This window comes from Coprococcus hominis (ex Arizal et al. 2022), assembly GCF_040094675.1.
Lineage (GTDB): Bacteria > Bacillota > Clostridia > Lachnospirales > Lachnospiraceae > Coprococcus_C > Coprococcus_C hominis.
In genome coordinates this window covers 1-19,648 of the sequence record NZ_JBBNHG010000020.1, presented here as the reverse complement: position 1 = coordinate 19,648, position 19,648 = coordinate 1, and the positions used below count along the sequence as shown (strand labels likewise).

Annotated in this window: 22 protein-coding genes and 1 pseudogene; 4 read left to right on the top strand and 19 right to left on the bottom strand. The window is 35.8% G+C overall.

Annotated elements, in window-relative coordinates:
• The 12 genes and pseudogenes from AAAT93_RS01780 to AAAT93_RS01725 form a co-directional block, all read right to left on the bottom strand.
• A partial coding sequence (locus AAAT93_RS01780) for a restriction endonuclease subunit S (protein ID WP_227573653.1) occupies positions 1-1,221 on the bottom strand: 1,221 nt, incomplete at its 3' end.
• Positions 1,214-1,834 carry a hypothetical protein gene (locus AAAT93_RS01775; RefSeq protein WP_055238689.1) on the bottom strand — a complete coding sequence of 207 codons (621 nt, stop codon included), beginning with the start codon at positions 1,832-1,834 and terminating at the stop codon, positions 1,214-1,216. The genes AAAT93_RS01775 and AAAT93_RS01780, both read right to left, overlap by 8 nt.
• A complete protein-coding gene (locus tag AAAT93_RS01770; RefSeq protein WP_055238688.1) occupies positions 1,835-3,397 on the bottom strand; it encodes a type I restriction-modification system subunit M in 1,563 nt (520 codons plus the stop codon).
• Positions 3,390-3,617: a helix-turn-helix domain-containing protein gene (locus AAAT93_RS01765; protein ID WP_055238687.1), complete on the bottom strand. Its 228-nt coding sequence runs from the start codon at positions 3,615-3,617 to the stop codon at positions 3,390-3,392. Before AAAT93_RS01765 ends, AAAT93_RS01770 begins: the two co-directional genes overlap by 8 nt.
• Before the next feature lie 568 nt (positions 3,618-4,185).
• Entirely contained in the window at positions 4,186-4,359 is a 174-nt protein-coding gene (locus AAAT93_RS01760; RefSeq protein WP_255669921.1) for a transposase domain-containing protein, read from the bottom strand.
• 42 nt (positions 4,360-4,401) lie between these two features.
• A pseudogene (locus AAAT93_RS01755) lies at positions 4,402-4,671 on the bottom strand (IS66 family transposase); the annotation flags it as partial.
• Between the two features lie 125 nt (positions 4,672-4,796).
• On the bottom strand, positions 4,797-5,090 hold the full coding sequence (gene tnpB / locus AAAT93_RS01750) for an IS66 family insertion sequence element accessory protein TnpB (protein ID WP_227573652.1): 294 nt from the start codon (positions 5,088-5,090) through the stop codon (positions 4,797-4,799).
• The gene (gene tnpA / locus AAAT93_RS01745; RefSeq protein WP_227573651.1) at positions 5,080-5,484 is read right to left on the bottom strand and encodes an IS66 family insertion sequence element accessory protein TnpA; all 405 of its coding nucleotides are present in this window, start codon (positions 5,482-5,484) and stop codon (positions 5,080-5,082) included. The genes tnpB and tnpA overlap by 11 nt, the downstream gene beginning before the upstream one ends.
• Before the next feature lie 209 nt (positions 5,485-5,693).
• Positions 5,694-6,734: a hypothetical protein gene (locus AAAT93_RS01740; protein WP_227573650.1), complete on the bottom strand. Its 1,041-nt coding sequence runs from the start codon at positions 6,732-6,734 to the stop codon at positions 5,694-5,696.
• A 74-nt stretch (positions 6,735-6,808) separates the two neighbouring features.
• Positions 6,809-8,425: a Sau3AI family type II restriction endonuclease gene (locus tag AAAT93_RS01735; RefSeq protein ID WP_349095451.1), complete on the bottom strand. Its 1,617-nt coding sequence runs from the start codon at positions 8,423-8,425 to the stop codon at positions 6,809-6,811.
• 13 nt (positions 8,426-8,438) lie between these two features.
• On the bottom strand, positions 8,439-9,680 hold the full coding sequence (dcm, locus tag AAAT93_RS01730; protein ID WP_331682278.1) for a DNA (cytosine-5-)-methyltransferase: 1,242 nt from the start codon (positions 9,678-9,680) through the stop codon (positions 8,439-8,441).
• Between the two features lie 136 nt (positions 9,681-9,816).
• Positions 9,817-9,999: a ribbon-helix-helix protein, CopG family gene (locus AAAT93_RS01725; protein ID WP_227573648.1), complete on the bottom strand. Its 183-nt coding sequence runs from the start codon at positions 9,997-9,999 to the stop codon at positions 9,817-9,819.
• Positions 10,000-10,307: 308 nt separating this feature from the next.
• Between AAAT93_RS01725 and AAAT93_RS01720 the strand changes: the two genes are divergently transcribed.
• Together AAAT93_RS01720 and AAAT93_RS01715 are read left to right on the top strand one after the other, a co-directional pair.
• Positions 10,308-10,670, top strand: a complete 363-nt coding sequence (locus AAAT93_RS01720) for a hypothetical protein (protein WP_177982033.1) — start codon at positions 10,308-10,310, stop codon at positions 10,668-10,670.
• 26 nt (positions 10,671-10,696) lie between these two features.
• Positions 10,697-11,518 (top strand): IS3 family transposase, encoded by an 822-nt coding sequence (locus AAAT93_RS01715; RefSeq protein WP_331682277.1) that lies wholly within the window; start codon positions 10,697-10,699, stop codon positions 11,516-11,518.
• Positions 11,519-12,101: 583 nt separating this feature from the next.
• On the opposite strand, the gene AAAT93_RS01710 is transcribed toward AAAT93_RS01715, so the two are convergent.
• The 4 genes from AAAT93_RS01710 to AAAT93_RS01695 all read right to left on the bottom strand — a co-directional run bounded on the left by AAAT93_RS01710 (position 12,102) and on the right by AAAT93_RS01695 (position 15,852).
• Positions 12,102-12,227: a hypothetical protein gene (locus AAAT93_RS01710; RefSeq protein WP_255669911.1), complete on the bottom strand. Its 126-nt coding sequence runs from the start codon at positions 12,225-12,227 to the stop codon at positions 12,102-12,104.
• A 175-nt stretch (positions 12,228-12,402) separates the two neighbouring features.
• A complete protein-coding gene (locus tag AAAT93_RS01705) occupies positions 12,403-14,421 on the bottom strand; it encodes a hypothetical protein (protein ID WP_227573647.1) in 2,019 nt (672 codons plus the stop codon).
• Entirely contained in the window at positions 14,414-14,890 is a 477-nt protein-coding gene (locus AAAT93_RS01700) for a hypothetical protein (protein WP_349095450.1), read from the bottom strand. The genes AAAT93_RS01705 and AAAT93_RS01700 overlap by 8 nt, the downstream gene beginning before the upstream one ends.
• Before the next feature lie 8 nt (positions 14,891-14,898).
• Positions 14,899-15,852: a hypothetical protein gene (locus AAAT93_RS01695; protein ID WP_227573645.1), complete on the bottom strand. Its 954-nt coding sequence runs from the start codon at positions 15,850-15,852 to the stop codon at positions 14,899-14,901.
• An 833-nt stretch (positions 15,853-16,685) separates the two neighbouring features.
• Here AAAT93_RS01695 and AAAT93_RS01690 point away from each other — a divergent pair.
• Complete coding sequence (locus AAAT93_RS01690) at positions 16,686-16,970, top strand: transposase (protein WP_178630860.1); 285 nt, start codon at positions 16,686-16,688, stop codon at positions 16,968-16,970.
• A complete protein-coding gene (locus AAAT93_RS01685) occupies positions 16,967-17,881 on the top strand; it encodes an IS3 family transposase (RefSeq protein WP_227573644.1) in 915 nt (304 codons plus the stop codon). The genes AAAT93_RS01690 and AAAT93_RS01685 overlap by 4 nt, the downstream gene beginning before the upstream one ends.
• A 353-nt stretch (positions 17,882-18,234) precedes the next feature.
• On the opposite strand, the gene AAAT93_RS01680 is transcribed toward AAAT93_RS01685, so the two are convergent.
• The 3 genes from AAAT93_RS01680 to AAAT93_RS01670 form a co-directional block, all read right to left on the bottom strand.
• Positions 18,235-18,423, bottom strand: coding sequence for an integrase (locus tag AAAT93_RS01680; RefSeq protein ID WP_227573643.1), 189 nt, complete (start codon positions 18,421-18,423; stop codon positions 18,235-18,237).
• A 435-nt stretch (positions 18,424-18,858) separates the two neighbouring features.
• Positions 18,859-19,173, bottom strand: coding sequence for a type II toxin-antitoxin system RelE/ParE family toxin (locus tag AAAT93_RS01675; protein WP_227573642.1), 315 nt, complete (start codon positions 19,171-19,173; stop codon positions 18,859-18,861).
• Positions 19,163-19,450: a type II toxin-antitoxin system RelB/DinJ family antitoxin gene (locus AAAT93_RS01670; protein ID WP_227573654.1), complete on the bottom strand. Its 288-nt coding sequence runs from the start codon at positions 19,448-19,450 to the stop codon at positions 19,163-19,165. Before AAAT93_RS01670 ends, AAAT93_RS01675 begins: the two co-directional genes overlap by 11 nt.
• Positions 19,451-19,648: the final 198 nt, after the last annotated feature.

Sequence of the window (19,648 nt, the reverse complement as noted above, 5' to 3'; positions counted from 1 at the left end):
GTCTGTCTGTCTGTCTGTCTGTCTGTCTGTCTGTCTGTCTGTCTGTCTGTCTGTCATGAGCGTGCTGCCTGTTTCAGCAAATGTCAAGAGCAAATCACGATAATATTCATATTGCTTCTGGCGTGCTTCGATTTCGGCTGGCAAGCCAATATTTAAGTCTGTGCAGATGGCATCGAAATGTTCAATTACCTGTACCAACCTTTTTTGCGTATCAAGCGGTGGAACAGAAATGAGCACTCTTCCAATATCATCCTTATTTATTTTTGTAGGTGTTGCATCCCACAAAATCCATTTACTCAATTCTCTTCGACCCCAACCGCTTTCCAGATAATACTTCAAATACTTGCTATCAACAACTTCTGTATTTGGACGCAACAGTGCAAGCGAAACATAATAGGCTAAATCATCATCGCGATCTACCACTGTACATTTTCCGATAATGCCTGCAGTAATCCTTGTCATAAAAACATCACCTGTGCGGGGTTTAATTTTGTATTTTTCATAAGCTTCAGGTGAAATAAACTTTTGTGTTCCATACAGATCATCAATGTTTTCTACACTCACAAATGGTATTCCACTATTAGTATATTTTGGTGTTTGATGTGTTCCATCATAAATTTCACAAATAGTATTTAGCTTAACTTTTTCAGATTTACACCCTTTTTGTATTAAAGTATCTCTGTAAAAATTATACTGTTTCTTCCGAGCTGTAAGCTCGGCTGTAAGCTCGGCTGTAAGTAACGCGAAAGAGTCCAAAATATGGACTATTTCACGTTGTACCTCCAGAGGAGGTACGGCGATCTTCAATGCTTTAAAGTCCCCTCCCGTCAATTTAGGAATATTCCCATGAATCAACGATGTTACATCTATAGTCTGAAGATAATGGTATAAATAGCGTAGCATTACACCATCTTTTTCTTCAATAATATGGGCATGATTGTTTACCCATATTTTTCCTTCTGCCCATGTTACAACTGGTGTGCCTGATTTAGTAATAACACTTCCATCTTCGCCAACTAAAACAAATGTACCATCAAAAATATAATTTGCCACATAATCTTGAATTCCATTAGCTCCATAATATGGATATTCTCCAGCTTCACGAGCTGCTTTTGTTATTGGTTTTCGCTTTTTGTCAAGCAAATTACAACAATCCTCAAGGCAACGTATTTCCACACCATCTGGGCAATATTCCTTTATTAATTCATTTACTCTATTCATTTTCGCCCATTTTCCTTCCTTGATAAAATTCACTATCACTTTTAGCCAGTTCTGCAAAAACTTTCTCCATGTCTATTGGTGGTAAATGTGAGGTAACCTCATCCCAGTCAATAATTTCATAATTGAAATGAAATTTATCTCTATTCTCTTTATAATAGGTTTCTGCTACATTACATAAAATCATGCATATTCTTCTAACATTCATCCTATATTCACGTTTCTGTTCATTTCCAAATTGAGTTATAGTACTGGCATCTGAATAAATCTCAAACGGTTTAGCCTTTTCAATAACCAACGAAAAATGATCTATAGGTTGATTGGTTCGTAAACTGTCATTTTTCATACTTGGATTTCCTTCGTGTAACAGTGAACAGCGTAAACTATAAATTACCTCTCCTGACAAATACGGCATATCATCTTTATCTTCTGGATTCTTTTCATATTTACCTATTTCTTCGTCATACCATAAAATGTATCGTTTTCTGCTACTTCGCTCAGTTGGATACGCAGCCTTACCACAAATGTCAGGCAAGGTGAGTGCAGAACTTAATGCTACAAAATATAGTTCGTTTTCCAATGCCTTTCTTATATCTTGAACCAGTCGAATTATCATTTACACCTCGATTTCTGCAATGATCTTATCAATCTCATCACGAAGCACTTGCTCACGAGCAACAATTTCCTTAATTTCTGCATTCAGCTTCACGATGTCAATTTTCTCTCTGGTATCTTTGGCTTCGACATAAGTGGATACAGACAAATTATAATCATTGCCGGATACTTCTTCATAGCTTGCCAGATGTGCAAAATACTCCACCTCTTCTCGCTTAGCAAACACATCCACAATACGGTCGATATTCTCTGGTGTCAGCTTATTGTTGTTGGTAACCTTCACACACTCGCTTGTGGCATCAATAAACAGAGTCTTGTTATCTGTCTTGTTCTTTTTCATTACCATGATACAAGTTGCAATCGAAGTACCAAAGAATAGGTTACTCGGTAACTGAATAATACAGTCAATATAGTTATTATCCACCAGATATTTACGGATTTTTTGCTCTGCACCACCACGATACATAATTCCCGGAAAGCATACGATGGCAGCAGTTCCATTAGATGCAAGCCATGACAGGCTGTGCATAATAAATGCCATATCTGCCTTTCCTTTCGGTGCAAGAACTCCAGCCGGTGCAAACCGTGGATCGTTGATAAGCAAAGGATTATCATTTCCCGCCCACTTGATAGAGTATGGCGGATTAGACACAATCAGCTCAAACGGCTCATCATCCCAGTGCTGCGGACTGAGCAATGTATCTTCACAAGCTATATCAAATTTATCAAATCCCACATCATGCAGAAACATATTAATACGGCACAGATTGTAGGTTGTGATATTGATCTCCTGTCCATAAAAACCGTTACGGATAGCATTCTTTCCCAGAATTTTCTCAGCCTTCAGAAGCAATGAACCCGAACCGCAAGCTGGATCATATACTTTATTGATTTCTGTTTTTCCTACCGTACCAAGGCGTGTAAGCAGTTCGGACACATCTGCCGGAGTAAAAAACTCTCCACCAGATTTTCCGGCATTCGATGCATACATAGTCATAAGATACTCATACGCATCACCAAAGGCGTCGATGGAATGATCTTTCACATCTCCCAGATTCATTTCGCCTACGCCATTCAGTAACTTTACGAGTTTTTCATTACGCTTTGCAACGGTAGAACCCAGTTTATTGCTGTTTACATCATAGTCATCAAACAGTCCAGCAAAGTCGCTCTCTGCCTCGCTGCCTTTCGCTGATTCCTCGATGTGACGGAACACACGCTCCAGTGTTTCATTTAAGTTTTCATCATTCGCAGCATTGGCACGGACATTACAGAAAAGTTCACTCGGAAGGATAAAAAATCCTTTTTCCTCTACCAGTCCTTCTCTTGCTTCTTCTGCATCCTCATCCGGCATTTTAGCAAAATCAAAATCCGTGTTGCCCGCATCAATCTCACCACTGTTTATGTAATTACACAAGTTTTCGGAAATATAACGATAGAACATCGTGCCAAGAACATAATTTTTGAAGTCCCAGCCATCGACTGCTCCACGCAGTTCATCTGCAATTGCCCATATTGCACGGTGCAGTTCATCACGTTCCTGTTCCTTTTTGGTATCAACCATTCTCTTTTCCTCCGTTATCCTCTGGTACAAATTCCAGAATATCGTCAACGCCACAGTTCAGAACACGGCATATACTCTCTACGCTTTCGAGGGAAATATACCCATTACGTTTCAGCCGTGTGATGATATTTGCGGAGAAGCCAGCCTCCTGCTGCAACTGTGCATTCGTCATATTTTTTTCTATCAGTAAATGGAATAATTTTTTGTAACTGACCGACATGTCATCCCTCCATTATTTTGCCAACAGATATAGGAATAGAGTATCACGAAAACGTGAATTTTTCAATCTATACAAAACTGTATTTGTAATACTAAACATGCAAAAAAGCCATAAGATTTCTCTTTTCAAAATCTTACAGCTTTTCTATCATGTTGCGTCCCAAACATCATCTATATTTACATGTAATACCTGCACAAAATCCCGTGGGTTATTTTCGGGTTATTTTTCAGCTGCCTATGCCTTCCGGACCTTGATTTTACTGACTTTTGGGAGAAGCTTTCAAAGAGTGCCGTGGCAGATAAATAATATTTTTATCATTGTTTTGTTTCTCCTTGTTTTGCCCCAGAATGCCCTGTTTTGCAAGGGTTTCCTGGGTTATTGTGATATGCTCTGGAATTACAGAATGTGACAAATCAGAGCAGAATTGAGCAAGTTATTACTACCTGTTAGTTGTAAAAGGGAAAGGGTTACTACTAAGTGGTTTTCTGTTCCTTTTTTTCACGAACATCCTATTTTTACGTAAGCGCATAGTTTCAGGGTATCCTCTAAACATATAAGAACCCTATTGCTAGGATTCCTGTACGCTAACATTTTGCTCGTTCTGTTTGCAGCATTTTTTCTGGACATCTTCATTCCATGGAGCCAGTTTTGCTAACTCGTCATCTGTCATATCCCCGTTTGGACGATGCTCCAACAGATATTTCAGATACTCGTATAAATTTAGACCGTATGCCTTTGCCATTTCAACAATGGTCAGGTATAAGGCATTGGCAGACGCTCCATCCGGTGTATCAGAGAACAGCCAGTTCTTTCTGCCTACGGTTACAGGGCGGATGCTGTTCTTGCTTAAGTTGTTCCTCAGACTGCACCGACCATCCTCCAGATAGGTCATTAAGAAGTCCTCGCGGTTTTTGATATAGGCGATTGCTTTCTGGAGTTTGCCGTTACTTCCGGGATTTACCTGTTTTATCCATGCCAAGTAGCCCTCAATGACCGGTTTCTGATCTTTGAGGCGACGGTTATGGATCTGTTTGAAACTAAGCTCTTTTTCCTTATGCTTTTTCTCCTTTAATTGATGGCTTAATTATACCACAAGAAACGGCGAAAAAACCAGTAAAATCAAGGCTTTCGGGCGGTTCTGATAGCTCTTGACTGTTCAATATCAAGGCCGGACATCAGTCAGTCAAACTGTTGCCATGTGATGGATTTTACCTCGGATTTATTCCGAGGCCGGCGGTATCTTCCCTGGACAACATCCAGTCTTTTATATAGCAGAACGAAACTATCCGATTCACGGAGAAGTACTTTGATACGGTCGCACCGCTTACCGCAGAACAGATAAATAGAATGACCGTTTGGTTCTTCTTTCAACTGCTCTACAACAATGGCACACAAGCCATCGATGGACTTTCGCATATCAGCGTAACCTGTCACGATATAAATGTTAGCTGCAAGTGAGATGTCACCAATCATGATTCATACCTCCCAGACATCGAAGCGTGCTTTGAATCAGTTTTTCATCAGCTCCGTTAAAGAGACGCAGAGTGACACCACCGACAAGAAGTTCAGCAGCCACTGTAAAAGAATCAGTCTGCTCAACCAGGCTAACATTATAATCCACCTTCAGGCTAGAATCCTGCGGCTGGATCAGATCAATTTTTACCACTTCCTGAATGTTCGGAACCGCATTTGATTTTGCTTCAGAATCTGGGAAAGGATACCCTCGTTTCCGAAGCCTGCTTACCCAGTTGTAAAAGTTGCCGGGGGGAATGCCGTTTTGCTTACACCATTGGTAATCAGACAGCCCGCTTTGGCGGCATTCCATAATCAGTCGAATCTGGTCATCTTTACAAACACGTTTGCTCATAATGATTGCTCTCCTTTGAGATAGAGTGAAATGTTAGCATTTCCTAGCAATCATTATAGACAATAAATAGGGTATTGAAAATCCACCCTAAAATTAGGCGCTTACTATAGATGAGAAAAAATTCTAATATCTAAGAGAAATACTTGATGTGATTTTCTAAAAATGGGCAAAAAATAAGGAGCAACCTTTCGGTTACTCCTTATTGACACTCAATCTATTGTTGCCCTTATTCTATTTGCCAGTCTTTTCGGAATGTCATCTTCTACATCCCACATAATAGTATTTTTCTGTGCTATATCAAAATGTAATCTTGTATCCTTTTGGCACAATTGAATAACAGTTTTGCCTATTCCCATTGCATATCCTTCCTCAAAATATGCTCCATTATTTTGGTGCGTTAAATCAACCACCACAAACTTACTTTCTCTAATACACTTCAAAAGTTCAGGCGTTATAAAATCATTGTGTTGAACTTCATCTATAAAAACCGCAATATAATCTGCATCAGAAATACCTTTTCGAATTGCATCTCTTAATTTTAGAGTCTCATTTCCAAACTTCATAGCGACAAGGACATTACGTCCATATGAAGAATTCTTCTGTAATTCATCAATTCTTTTGTATGCAGCAGGGTTTAATGTTATATCGATAGCATCTTCAGTACTTGGGCCTGCATTATATTTTATATATCCAGTATCACTTAAATACCTAAGCATATATTCAACTTCATATATGTAGTCCTCTTCTTTTCGTTCTTCTGAATTCTCATACTCATGTGAAAATTTATCGACATCAATTTCATACCTATCAACAAATAACATACTTATCAGTTCTTGTAATGATAAAGAAACCTGTTGTCCCACATGTTTCATCCTTTTATTCAGATATAATAATATATGGTCAATCCTATCTGAAAATGTACGAGGATACCAAGATTCAATTATATCATTATCCATATGTACCGGAAGTCCATGCGTATTCTTCCCTGAATTAAAATCTTGTTTATACTCATCACATTTTTCTTTATTTAACATAGTATTATATCGATGTTCTATTTTATCACCGCCTTCATATCTATGATATGCTAGATATGAAGCAAGATGATTCTTATTAAATGGTATTTTCTCCTCCCAAAAAGACAACTCATATCTTCCACATATAGGACAGTCATAAAAGGACAAATATGAATCCATATCTACTTGATGATATGCCATTGTTTTGCACACAAAACATTCCTTTTTTTCTGACATTTATTTCTCACCTTCTCATTTTATATATTTGTTCAAAAATCATTTTTCTCTTTCTATTAATTCCATATCGAATTTTATTCTTCAAACATATCCTGAATCTGTTCAAGAATATATTCATTATTAAACCAAAAGCACTGTTTTGTCATAACATCACCATTAGGCAATTCACTACCATTACTTCTTGGATTTTCTGTATCTGCATATCCGATAGATTTCAAATCATAATACACCAATGATGCATGTGGACGAATGGAAATAATTTTATTATATTCTTTTGGAGATTTACACAATCTATACTCTTTGCGTTTTGGATTTGTATTTCTTGTGTCCGGGAAATTATTCAGCATTCGATTCATTCCCCTCTTAGTCAATATTGGAGTTCCATCTTCCTTTTGGTCTTTTACAAATTCAACTCCTTCACGAATGATATCTCTTATATCTTCCCATCCCTTACGGATAATAGATTCATCCTCCTGTGGAAGTCTCCAGAAACGTGCACCAAAGAACACAAAGTCATCCCCATCTTCTTTAAATACAGACCACAAAAATTGTCTATCAACCATTTCCTCATAAACAGTTGATTCTTCCCATGTTTCTTCAATTAAATCCTTGAACTCAAATGCTGAAAAAGATATATCCTCATTCATAGTTAAATCACTATTTACACGTAATGTCTTTACATATGTATTAGATCTAACAAATTCTTCAGCCTGCTCACTTGTGATACCAAGCATAGCAAATGTAGTACGTGCAAATTCTGCTTTGTCAATAGTTGTCTTTGAAGACCACTGTTCAAAATCATCTGGTTCCATCAACGATTGCCTTATTTCTGTAACAGTCATTCCAATATATGGCTTGAATCTACTTAAAACTATTTCTTCAAAAGTATGGTCTCTTAACTCCTCTGCATCACTTATGATAGCATCATACTGACGAATAATATCATAGGTTTCCTCGTCTTTATCTGGATCATACAACAAATTATTAGCATCTATGTATTCACTAAACAACTGATTCATATATGAAGGTTTAAAAGAAAATGCTCGCCCACCATTTTTTGTGCAAGGAGACAAATAATGTGCTTCACTTTCATGTAAATCTGAATATCTTCCTTCATTTACACAATCCCTAATATATCTATAATCCTGTTCAATCATAGCCATATCAACTTCCGGGATTTTAACATACGCTGATTTATGAAATGGAAATTGAAATGGCGTTCTACCTTGATTCGTTTCATCTATATAGTATACTAACATCATCAATTTACATTTTTCATAAATATGAGAGTCACAGAATTTCTCTGGTAGTTGCTCATTACGATTTATCATTCCTAAAACAAGTCTTTCCTTTACCTTTAATCCTGCTCTAGTTTTGTATATCAATGGACTTACTTTTAATTCAACTCCAACAGCACCCAAATCGGCTTGTGCTTCATTGTCACGTGGTTCATCAAAATAAACTTCTTGAACTAAAAAGCCAATTCGACCTTTATCTCCTCTGTGTGATGTTCCATATTCATCAGTCCATCCTTGGATACATTTTTCTGCATAGTATTGCAAAATATCATTTCGATGTTTACCAGTTACCTCAAGTTCATAAACATCCGCAACAACACACCCCTCTAGAGCCTTTGCATGACGTAAAATATCCCTTCTATCATGTTTATCATATTCATAAGAAAGTGACATTGCATCCTCCTTTCTATGGCTCTTCATTAGCCATAATACCATCAAGAACCTCACCCATTCTTGTTATCATTGGAACTACTAATGCATTACCCATGCAAAAATATCTCATTCTCTTAGGCATCCCTGAATTTGTCCAGTCATCATCGAATCCTTGTAGTCTCTCTGCTTCAATAGGTGTCAATAAACGAAGTCTTCCGGAACCCGGGTCTGTCACAACATGTGTACTTCTATTTAATGTAGACTCACTGGTTAGCATTGTTCTTCCAGGTCTATCCCAAGGGTCTGGAAATGCAACAGGACCTTCAGAAAACGTATACTCGTGACCATCTTTCGTCTTTCTTGGAATTTTTTTTGCACCTTTTAAATAAACCCATTTAGGCTTTTTATCTTCAGTAATGTAAAACTCTTCGTCCACATTTTCTTGAAGTATCTGTTTAATTAATATCGGCTGAATTTCATTTTCAGAAATATCACAAGTATAAATTTTCCCTTCATGCATATATCCCGCTTTGTTAAATGCAAAAACAAAATTATCAGATATATTAATTATATCTTCGTCTGTTTCGTATTCACCTAATGTCCCACTAGCAATATCAGTATTCGCAACAATAGGAAATGCTTGTACCATAAATCCACTTTTTGAAAGCACATCTACAGGTGATACTCCAACCATATTCTTACCATATACAGTATCGTTTCTATATGCAAATATAAATGTCCTTCTACGTCTCTGTGCAGCTCCATATGTTGCAGCATTAACTACTCGCCATTCAACTGAATAATTTAAGCTTGCTAAACAAGCTAATATAATACCAAAATCTCTTCCTCTCTGGCTTGCAGGAGATTTAAGCAATCTATCTACATTCTCAAATATGCAAAAGGCTGGTGTTTTAGCAATAATTGTATCTCGGATTTGCCACCACAATACACCTTTCTTTCCTTCTATTCCATGAGAAGATGCTAATGTATGAGCAACGCTATAATCTTGGCACGGAAATCCACCTACTAGTAGATTGTGGTCTGGTATAGCATTCTTATCCATTAAAGAAATATCTTCTCCTGTATGATATTCCCCACGCAAATCTTGTAAATCACCAAAATGGTCTACATAACAATCATGAGCCCATTGATTAACTTTATCCGGCTCCCATTGTGAAAACCAAGTGGTCTTCCATCCAGTTCCTAATCTTTCCATTCCTACACGGAATCCACCAACTCCTGCAAAGAGTTCACACATAGTTTTTTTCATTGCCATAAAAAAGTCCTCCTTGGCATACAGCCATCTCACTTATTCTTCGAGTCCGAACATTGTCGTATTAGCACCATCAAATGATGGATCATTGGACTCTAGCACTCTTGCATAAATAGTCCGTCAGTTCGTTGAACACATATTATTTATTGATTTCTTCACATTCATCTACCATAGTATTAATTGCTTTACGAATGGCTTCTGATTTTGTAACCTTCATACATTTGCAATATGCTTCCAATCTAGTCAAAGTAACATCATCCATTCGGATGGTATAACTCTTAACCATATTGTTATCTCCTTTTGGACGTCCCATCTTTTTCATAATGCTCTCCTCTCGTGCATATTGATATTATACTTTTTGCATTACAAAAAGTCAAGTGAAAATCGAACAATTGTTCGCTGTGTTTATAAAAAAATTACTCCAACTAACCTGCGATTTCCTCACAAATTAGCCGGAGTTGTGTTCAAAGTTTTGTATGTGTGCCATCGCTTAGTAGTCAATTACTACTGAAGTGGTAAACTAATTTTGGACACAGAGGGGGGTATTTTGGGACACAGATATATTATAATCAATACATGAACTAATTATCTGTGGGCATCTATAACTCCCATGTTAACAGGAGGTTTATCATGAAATACACCAAAGAACAACGTTTGGACATTGGTCGCCGAATCTATGACGGTGAGATAGATTGCTATCAGGCAGCCGAAGAGTATTCTATTAATCACTACACTGCTAGAGACTATATGAGACTCTATCGAGATACCTATCAACTACCAAAACGATCAGCAGCAACTCATACTTGTAAATCTGTCTCAACTCCTCTGGCTGCAAATAGCCAAGCAAGTCTTCAAGAGTATCAGGAAATGACCAAAGAGGAATTGATCCAGGCTCTTATTCAGGCGCGAATTACTGAAGCACGATTAAAAAAAGGCTACGAAGTGAAGGGGGATGGTTCAATAATTCAATACAGCAACAAGAATACCAAGTAATACTGGAATTATCTGGAGAGTTTCCAGTGAATCTACTTTGTGATGCCATGAATATCAACAGAAGCAGTTTCTATTATTGGAAGAAGATGCTTAGTAATCCGGCACCAAGAACCAGGGCGTTAATCGATAACATACAACTATTTCAGAAATATCATATGAAATATCCGTCGCATGGCTACAGATGGCTAAATGCCAAGATTCGATTGGATAAAGGAATCGTTATGTCTGATCCTTACGCTCATAAATGCTGTAAAAAAGCCGGAATCAAAAGCAAGGCAAAGCATTATAGATACAAGAAACCGGGTGTTCCATTTAAGATATTTCCAAATCTTCTTATGTCAGAAATGCAGATCGATGGTCCGCTCCAGTGTATTGTTAGCGATATGACTGCTTTCTGGGTGAAAGGTATCTATTACGAACTTACATTATATATGGATCTATGGAATAACGAAATACTTAGCCATTCCCTTTCATCGAAGCGTGGCAATCGAATGACATATATAAGTGGACTGGAAGACCTTTTGGAGAAAAAGAAACAACATCCAGAATATCAGATGATTCTCCACAGTGATCAAGGATCTGTATATGCTTCAAAAGCATTCAATAATCTTCTTCCAATGTATGTGACCAGATCAATGTCGCGAGCAGGAACACCTACAGATAATAGTGCTATGGAATCCATTAACGGTTGGATTAAAGCAGAATTATTTATGGACTTTCATGTAACCGGTGAGCGACCAGTTCACGAAGAAGTTGATGAATATATCAGGTTCTTCAATGAGGAACGACCAGCATATTCGCTTAGTTATCTAACTCCGAAGCAATATCGTGAAAAGTATGCTGCATAATCTGTTCATAGATTCGGATCCGAAGGTAGAAACCAGACACCGCTTTAGCGGCTTGCCCTTGACATTTAGTCGAAAAAAAACGCTACAATGAATGTCCGGCGTATGACTAATATAATTTGTTTATGAGTTCATACCGTCGGTATTATCTGCCCAGAGTTTCTTGGAGCGATGTCAAGGGTGGCGTATGGCGTATACAGCCGTACAATGTAACTGACTATTTTTTTATATTTCGTGTCCAAAATTTGTTGACAAGTGCACTACTAAGGATTTCTCCCCACACCTTTGCCTTTATCTCGATTCCCCCCATGAGCCTTAGTAGTCGAAAACGTAGTATTTTAAATATTTCCCACCATATTCTGCCCTGTGTTGCCCCACTTTGCGAAGGTATGCATTATCATAAAATTGGAGTGCCGTGGCAGATGAAAAGTACTTTTATCATTGTTTTGTTTCTCCCTGTTTTGCGAGGTGCTCTGGGATTATGGTAAAATGCTCTGAAACTACAGGTTGTAGCAAAACAGAGCAGAATTAGGCATGTTGTTACTACCTGTTAGTAGTAAAACGGAAAGGTTACTACTAAGGATTTTTAAGTTTCAGTTGGTAAATTATTCTCCCTAGGAACAATTGTTTGATTTATTCCATTAACCACAACATCAAAGTTTTCCGTTTGATTATAATGAGCACGGTTTTCAACATCCCAATAATCTAACATAATTTTAAATGGCACGTTTTCCAATATTATATATAAAAACAAGCATTCGTGCATACATGTCAATACATTGTTGCACGAACGCTTGTTTTTTATTCTATAATCTTTTGCCTCAAATAAATCTATTTATATAAAAGAGCAAACATTCATTGTATGGTAGTAAATTCATTTTTCAAAATTAACTTATTTTTTGAAAAGCCTTACTTGCAATCGGTATTATATGATACAATTCTGTCGGTAATTTTTCTATTTCCGATTTTGTATCTGTGTCCTTAACCGTTATGCCAACAATAATTTGTGATTTCTCCCCTAAATCAAGTAAACTGTTAAAAAACTCCTCCATATCTTCTGGAATGATACTATGCTGATTTGGTTCGTCAAATATTATTACTCCTGGATGATTTCCTTTCTTCTCCATTGATGTTTGCATCAATGCTATTGTATACGCCCATATTGCCCTAATATTGTCACTTGCTGACGAATCAAATTTCATATCAAATTCTTCTATTACTGGTAAATAACTTTCTTCTGATATTTGTATTGCATCCATATTAGCAACACTCTTATATCCGTATTTACGCAAGTTTTCAATAAAATGTATTTTTAGTTGTTCAATCTTATCATAATCAGATGACGAAAATTTTTTTCTCGGAACTTTTTTCTTACCATCCAGCATTTTTTTCCAATCTTTGCCTAATGTTAATAAGTTATCTAGTTTTTTATCCACAAATTTCTGTAAAACTTCTAGTTTTTCAATTTTATTTAACAAATCTATTTTTTTATAAACAATAGATTCTGACATGTTATCATTAATTGAATAGATATCATTTCTTAATGCCATGGCTAATCGCCTTAATGAAAAAATCTTCCCCTGCAATAATTGCAGCCTTTCATCAATAACTTTTTTATTTCCATAATGGCTTTCTCTCGCATATGAAAGCATTACTTTCTGAGCTTCTAAATGACGAATATTTTCATCTATACTCATAATTTCCGTTTCTTCCATCACTGGCAATAGCGAATCTGCTATTGGTTGATTACAAACAGGACAAATATTTTCAAATGATTTGCATCCTATTTCTGAGCCAAGTTGTCTCAACTTGGCAGCATCTTTATTATTTTGTAAATCAGTCTCTATAATTTCCAAATTATCATTCAAAATTAAAATTGCTGCATTTTCTTTTGAAATCTGACTTCTTAGGCTATAAATTTCTTCTTCAAACTGATCTATATCTTTTTCTGTTTCTTCAAGTTCATTTTGCAATTCATCAAAATTATCAATTACTCGAGGTTTTATTGATTTTAATTTTTCACATTCATCTTTTAGTTCTTGAATAAAAATATCTAAAGGCTTTTTTTCTTTGAATATATGTATACCATCCGCACTAATTTGTGTAAACTCACATGGTTCCAAAGGAACTCCCGATACCGAGCATGTTTCTCGATTGACTGCATTTTGTAATTCCTTTATCTCTATTATCCACTCATTTCTAATTCTTGCTTCCTCAAACTTAAGTTCTTCTTTTTTCTTTTCCGTATCAATTGTATCCATATTAAGGACATATTCAATTACCCGTTTTTTTGAATCTTTAATTCCAAGAACCGGAATACCAGAAAAGATATCTCCCCATCCATGCTTCTGTTCTATAAACATACATGAAAAAATCAATTGCATATATAATTTGCGCTGTTTTCCATCTGTCGCAGGAACAAGTGGTAATTCAAGATGTAGAAACTTTTCTAGGAATGTATGAAACCCTTTTATATTTGTTGCTGAATTTTTCATATGAACATACATATCCTCTATTAGTATATCATCGTCATTAATCTTATCCAATGACGAATAATATACTGTCACTAGCTTTGAGTCTCTTTTTAAATCCTTTGCTGTCCTATATAACGTTACAATTTCCAAGCCATTTGATATTTCTAAATATATTTTTGATTCTACAACACTAAGTTTTTGATCATTATCCTCAATAAATGTTTTATATGCAGAAGTAAGTACCTTTTCCCCTTTTCCGCCTATTATTTCTTCAAATCCAAGACCATAATATATAGCTTCAATTATTGAACTTTTTCCGCAGGTATTATCATCACTTGCCAAAAAATTTAACCCTTCATAGAATTGCTCATCAATACCATAATCACCTTGATCAGTAATAATTTTTATTTGAAGTCTATTGATTTTAAGCATTATTATACCTCCATGCTGACATTAAAACATCTATTTTGTCATTTGTAAGTCTTTTGCTATATTTATCTAAATACTGCTTTTCATTACTCAATAAGTTATTGTCTTTTTCAATTTCTAATATAAATTGTTTTCCTTTATCAGAAAGACGAAATGTGCCATTTTTTAGTTGTATTAATAGATTATCAGCAATTGCATACTTCACCGCCCGATTTACAGACGAATCAAATCTTACTAACATATAGGGGATTTTTTCAAATATATAATCCTCTAATATTTTCATATACTCCTTTGTATTTAACGCACTGGAAAAAATATGTATTTTTACTAATGAGCACCCGCTTCTTCCACTACAACATTTCGAAATAATCAAGCATAGTTGCGCCACCTTATAACTAATTCGATAATTATATGGTACTGCATCTGGTTTAGAATCAAAAATTATTTCATCTGTCAAAAGAATTTTATTCAAAAATATCCCTACTTTCTAAATTGCATTGAACAATCTGCAAGCCACATACTTATTATATCTGTCTTTAATTCGATAATAGATTCTGGTGTAAAATATTTGCATGCATCTTTGAGCTGTTTTTCAAAATCTTGTAAAATATCATTAAATACTTTTATATTCATACTTCTATCAGTATTAAGTCTTGTCTGAACCTTGACTTGCTTTTTATATGATTGTTCAAGCCCATATACATCTTCGTATATTTCTGTAAATGATACTCGGAGCATACGCATTATTTCCATTCCTTTAATATAAGCCTCAACATAAACATCAACTATATCATTTAAATCCTCGTCATCATCATCTACATCTCCCATTACGGCTTTTACTTTTCTTGATATATTCGCAACTTTTTCTGAATCACAATGTTCCCAATCAGGTTTCTCTACTGCCCGAACAGCAAGATTAATTTTTGTATCCGTTAAAGATTTTCGAATTATTCTTGTAATCTCCACCGCAAAATCTTCAGCTTGTTTTATTACTATAATAAAATTAGAATCTATATAGTCATACTGCTTGGGATTTTCCTCCTTACGCTCCAATACTTCTTTCCTTTTAGTTTCTGCATGTTCGATAATTCTGGAATCTTTATAAAACGGAACGACAAAATGCCATTCTCGGATTACCGGAACTCCTAGTTTCAAAAGTCGTTTTTTATATTCTGGAGAAAGCAATTTATTTATATCATGTGTCATTTTATCTCTCTGATGTTCATATAGTTCATTTTCAGAATATTCTCTTTCCGCACAATAACATTGATTCACTATTCCATTTTGGGTAAAACCTTCAATTCCTCCATCTCCACCTTGAACTGCTGGAATTTCAGTATAATGTACATTTCTATACATCATGCGATAACATGATTGACAAATATCTTCCCATGAATCACCATTTAATTTTCCTTCAAAAAAGTCTAAAATCATTCGGTATTCCTCCTCAACCAATTTATAGATATAGATAAATCTTTCGAAGGTTCCTCCCTAATTACACCAATATCAATTATAAATTCTTTTTGCGTTTCTATATAACGAACTTTAACCATATGGATTTGCCAAAAAGTTTTGATAATTACAATTGGTTGATCTATGTAAAAATATGCCATATTATCTCGCCAACATATAACTTCTCTATTCCTCATACACATCATCCATTCCGAAAATATAGTTTTATTTTATCACATTGTTCCATATAGTACCATCAATATCTATGTCTAATATCGATACGGTACCCAAAAAGTGCAGAATTTCTCCCACACTCACTATTTTTTACTATTCCGATTCAATCTTCCAAAGGTATAAATAAGGTGTAAATTATTTGTTTCTATCTTGAAAATCCTATAAAATCAAGGCTTTCATAGCATACATTAAATGTTGCCATGGCAGATAAATAGTTCTCTAATCATAAAATTCTCCTGTAATGAAATATCCTGTAATGCCACATTTTGCGTTGGTTTATCGACTTTTCCGGGCATTGTATTTTTCCTGTTAACGACTACACTTTTTGTAAAATACTTCAAAATGGTGCAATTCAAGGCAATGTGTAGTAGTCAAATCGTAGTCAATTAAGGGGGTTCAGACTACTGACGGGGGTGTGCATTATTTAACGAAAGGGGCTGATACACCCCTACACTATTTGCTTTCTCGCCTTTCCTTAATATACTTATTGGTGCTAGAATATAAATAGTACAAGCCAAAATGAGAAATTCCAAATACACATAAGCATGATACAATAGAAGCATGCTGAAGGAGAATCTCATATGGCAAAGCAACATGACAAACAATTTAAACTTGATGCAGTCCAGTACTACGAGGATCATAAAGATCTTGGTGTACGTGGATGTGCAGAAAATCTTGGCATCGGATACAGCACATTAACAAAGTGGCTGAAAGACTTCCGGGAATCAGGTGATATTCCTGTTCGTGGTTCTGGTAATTACGCATCTGATGAGCAAAAGGAAATTGCCCGCCTCAGACGTGAATTACGTGATGCCCAAGATGCACTTGATGTGTTAAAAAAAGCAATCAACATTCTGGGAAAATGACAGAAGCCATTTATCTCGAAGTGTCTGAGAAGACGGAAGCTGCCAAAAAGGCTGGACGCCGGGTTTCCGTCTCCGGAATGTTGAAATTTTTAGGTGTCTCTCGCTCAGGATATCTTGCATGGCTCCATCACGTACCCTCTGATACAGAAAAACGTCGTGAAGCTGTAAAAGCAAAAATACAGGATATTTATGATGATTCCAAGCAGAACTACGGTGCTCCGAAAATCACTGTAGAACTTGGAAAAACTGGTGAAGTCGTTTCGGAAAGAACCGTTGGTACATATATGCGCCAAATGGGGATTCGTGCTCAGTGGAGCAAACCATGGACAATCACCACAAAAAATTCCGATTTCAGCACTGAATTACAAAATATCCTTGATGAGCAATTTAATCCTAATCGTCCGAATGCAGTCTGGTGTTCGGATATTACCTACATCTGGACAATAGATGGATTTGTCTATCTGACCAGTGTTATGGATTTATTTTCTAGAAAAATCATAGCCTGGGCGCTTTCAGAAACACTGGAAGTATCTTGCGTGATTGATACTATAAACAAAGCCAAAGCTCGCCGAAATATCGATCAACCATTAATTATCCATTCGGATCGTGGCAGCCAATATGTTGCAAAGGAATATATAAAAGCAACCGAAAATATGCAGCGTAGCTACTCGAAGAAGGCTTTTCCGTGGGATAATGCATGCATTGAATCCTTTCATTCTATTATCAAACGTGAATGGCTCAATCGCTTTAAAATCCGCGATTATAAGCAGGCATACCAGTTGATTTTTGAATATCTGGAAGCTTTCTACAATACGAAACGAATTCATAGCCATTGCAACTATATGTCACCAAATGAATTCGAACGATTGTATGAAAGAACACACACTGAGGCTGAGCTTCTGGCGGGTTAAAATGGGAAAAGTTTCTCATTTTAACTTGTACTAAATCTTGACATAGGACCATATTTAAATCTTCTTCATTATTTATATTATTGTTGTGAATATCCCTATGAGTTTGTTTATTAACCAATATCCCTTTATTCGGATATAATCTTTGCACGGGATCCGTATAAATTGTCTTTTTATTTTTATGATGAAAATCTCCATTTCCTTCCAATGGTTCTCCCGTTACTTCATCACTACTAAGTTTTCTTATTAAACGAATTTTCTTATATATTTTATCACATTATCTGAATTTACTCCACCTAAAAAGACACCCCAGCCAATAGCCTGAGTGTCCGCAAAATCTCTTTCCTATTATAATATCATATCACCTCGAACATATTCTGTTTCAAGGGTTTATCATCCGTATCCGAAATTTCCATCTCTTTTCTGGCATTTTCCAATCCTTGCATCTTCTGAAGTTCCTTTTCTGCATCCTCAAGTCCTACATGGATATACACATTGCGTACTCTGTGTTTTGATCCTCTTCGCAATCTTAATTTTTCTGTCATGCGCGTTCCCTCCTTCGTATTTCTGGATGTCCATTCAGATATCTTTCAAACTCTTTTTTCAGAATCAGCCCCCTGCCATTATAATAAAAGGCTATAAATTCCAATTCTTCTTGATGTAACAATTCAAAAAATTTTCTACGACTCAGTTTATAATAAGTAACTGTCTCTTAAACTGTCATGGCGTCCTTGTCATCAACTTTTGATTTCAATTATTCTTTGCCCCTTTCTCAGCTAAAATTCCTCTTTTGAGGTATAACATATATCACTCTTACAGAGAAATAAGTCAACTCCATTTACTTTCTGCTAATTTTCATCAGATAATACACACTTTGTTCGTTTTTCTTATATAAAAAATCCTCCCCATCTAAGCTAACTCCTAAATCATGTTAAAAAATAAGAGACAGCCCCAGTGGGCAGGATTTTATATTCCAGTATTTAATTCATTTTATTTTCATAATCTTGCAATTCATAAAAAATATTATCCACATAAACAGTATCGTTTTTAATACGATAAAGCATAAAATATCGATGCGATAAAAAATTAATTCTTCGATATCCTAACACTCTTAATTTGGGATTATCACAAAGTTTCAGACTTCCAACAACATTTGACAGACTTGTTTTTGTTGCCTCGAAATCATTTAATAAATTTCTTGCAGCCTGCTCACTATTCTTTTCAAACAAAAGATATGTGATAAATCTATCAAGATTCTCCTCTGCATCCCTCATCAAAACAATCTTATATTCCATACTTCAACCTCATATCAGGAACCACAAAATCTGCATCTCTGAATACCCCCTGTTCTCTGGACTTTTCCAATTTTGCAAGCATTTCTGTCTCCGTCATAGGTGCATATGGATTTGATTCTATCTGCCTTTTTATTTCAAAAGGAAATCCATTTGTCGCAACTGCCTGGGTCAAAAACATTCTGATTGCTGTTGTTGTATCTGTTCCTAAATCCTTAAATAGTGCATCTGATTTACTCTTTAACTCATCTTCTACTCTGACCTGAATTGTACTAGCCATGTTCAACACCTCACTTCCATCTATTTTCTTCATTGTAATGCTAAATCATTTCTATTTCAATACATTTGTATTGTTTTGTTATTACAAAATTTAAAAACTGTTAGGTTATTCTACTTTTTAACGGTGAAATGTAGAATGAGAGTCCCGTTTGTAACGCAAGAGTCCCTCTTTGTAAATGAAAATCTCATTTTGTAAACG

What these genes read in the sequence shown, in the direction of transcription:
- AAAT93_RS01685 (WP_227573644.1), top strand. Translation starts at nt 16,967, where the DNA reads ATGACAGAAGCCATTTATCTCGAAGTGTCTGAGAAGACGGAAGCTGCC.
- AAAT93_RS01710 (WP_255669911.1), bottom strand. Translation starts at nt 12,227, where the DNA reads ATGTTAGATTATTGGGATGTTGAAAACCGTGCTCATTATAATCAAACG.
- tnpB (WP_227573652.1), bottom strand. Translation starts at nt 5,090, where the DNA reads ATGATTGGTGACATCTCACTTGCAGCTAACATTTATATCGTGACAGGT.
- AAAT93_RS01775 (WP_055238689.1), bottom strand. Translation starts at nt 1,834, where the DNA reads ATGATAATTCGACTGGTTCAAGATATAAGAAAGGCATTGGAAAACGAA.
- AAAT93_RS01740 (WP_227573650.1), bottom strand. Translation starts at nt 6,734, where the DNA reads ATGTCAGAAAAAAAGGAATGTTTTGTGTGCAAAACAATGGCATATCAT.
- AAAT93_RS01705 (WP_227573647.1), bottom strand. Translation starts at nt 14,421, where the DNA reads ATGCTTAAAATCAATAGACTTCAAATAAAAATTATTACTGATCAAGGT.
- AAAT93_RS01675 (WP_227573642.1), bottom strand. Translation starts at nt 19,173, where the DNA reads ATGGAATATAAGATTGTTTTGATGAGGGATGCAGAGGAGAATCTTGAT.
- AAAT93_RS01760 (WP_255669921.1), bottom strand. Translation starts at nt 4,359, where the DNA reads ATGGCAAAGGCATACGGTCTAAATTTATACGAGTATCTGAAATATCTG.
- AAAT93_RS01670 (WP_227573654.1), bottom strand. Translation starts at nt 19,450, where the DNA reads ATGGCTAGTACAATTCAGGTCAGAGTAGAAGATGAGTTAAAGAGTAAA.
- AAAT93_RS01725 (WP_227573648.1), bottom strand. Translation starts at nt 9,999, where the DNA reads ATGAAAAAGATGGGACGTCCAAAAGGAGATAACAATATGGTTAAGAGT.
- AAAT93_RS01765 (WP_055238687.1), bottom strand. Translation starts at nt 3,617, where the DNA reads ATGTCGGTCAGTTACAAAAAATTATTCCATTTACTGATAGAAAAAAAT.
- AAAT93_RS01680 (WP_227573643.1), bottom strand. Translation starts at nt 18,423, where the DNA reads ATGACAGAAAAATTAAGATTGCGAAGAGGATCAAAACACAGAGTACGC.
- dcm (WP_331682278.1), bottom strand. Translation starts at nt 9,680, where the DNA reads ATGGCAATGAAAAAAACTATGTGTGAACTCTTTGCAGGAGTTGGTGGA.
- AAAT93_RS01720 (WP_177982033.1), top strand. Translation starts at nt 10,308, where the DNA reads ATGAAATACACCAAAGAACAACGTTTGGACATTGGTCGCCGAATCTAT.
- AAAT93_RS01690 (WP_178630860.1), top strand. Translation starts at nt 16,686, where the DNA reads ATGGCAAAGCAACATGACAAACAATTTAAACTTGATGCAGTCCAGTAC.
- AAAT93_RS01695 (WP_227573645.1), bottom strand. Translation starts at nt 15,852, where the DNA reads ATGATTTTAGACTTTTTTGAAGGAAAATTAAATGGTGATTCATGGGAA.
- AAAT93_RS01770 (WP_055238688.1), bottom strand. Translation starts at nt 3,397, where the DNA reads ATGGTTGATACCAAAAAGGAACAGGAACGTGATGAACTGCACCGTGCA.
- tnpA (WP_227573651.1), bottom strand. Translation starts at nt 5,484, where the DNA reads ATGAGCAAACGTGTTTGTAAAGATGACCAGATTCGACTGATTATGGAA.
- AAAT93_RS01735 (WP_349095451.1), bottom strand. Translation starts at nt 8,425, where the DNA reads ATGTCACTTTCTTATGAATATGATAAACATGATAGAAGGGATATTTTA.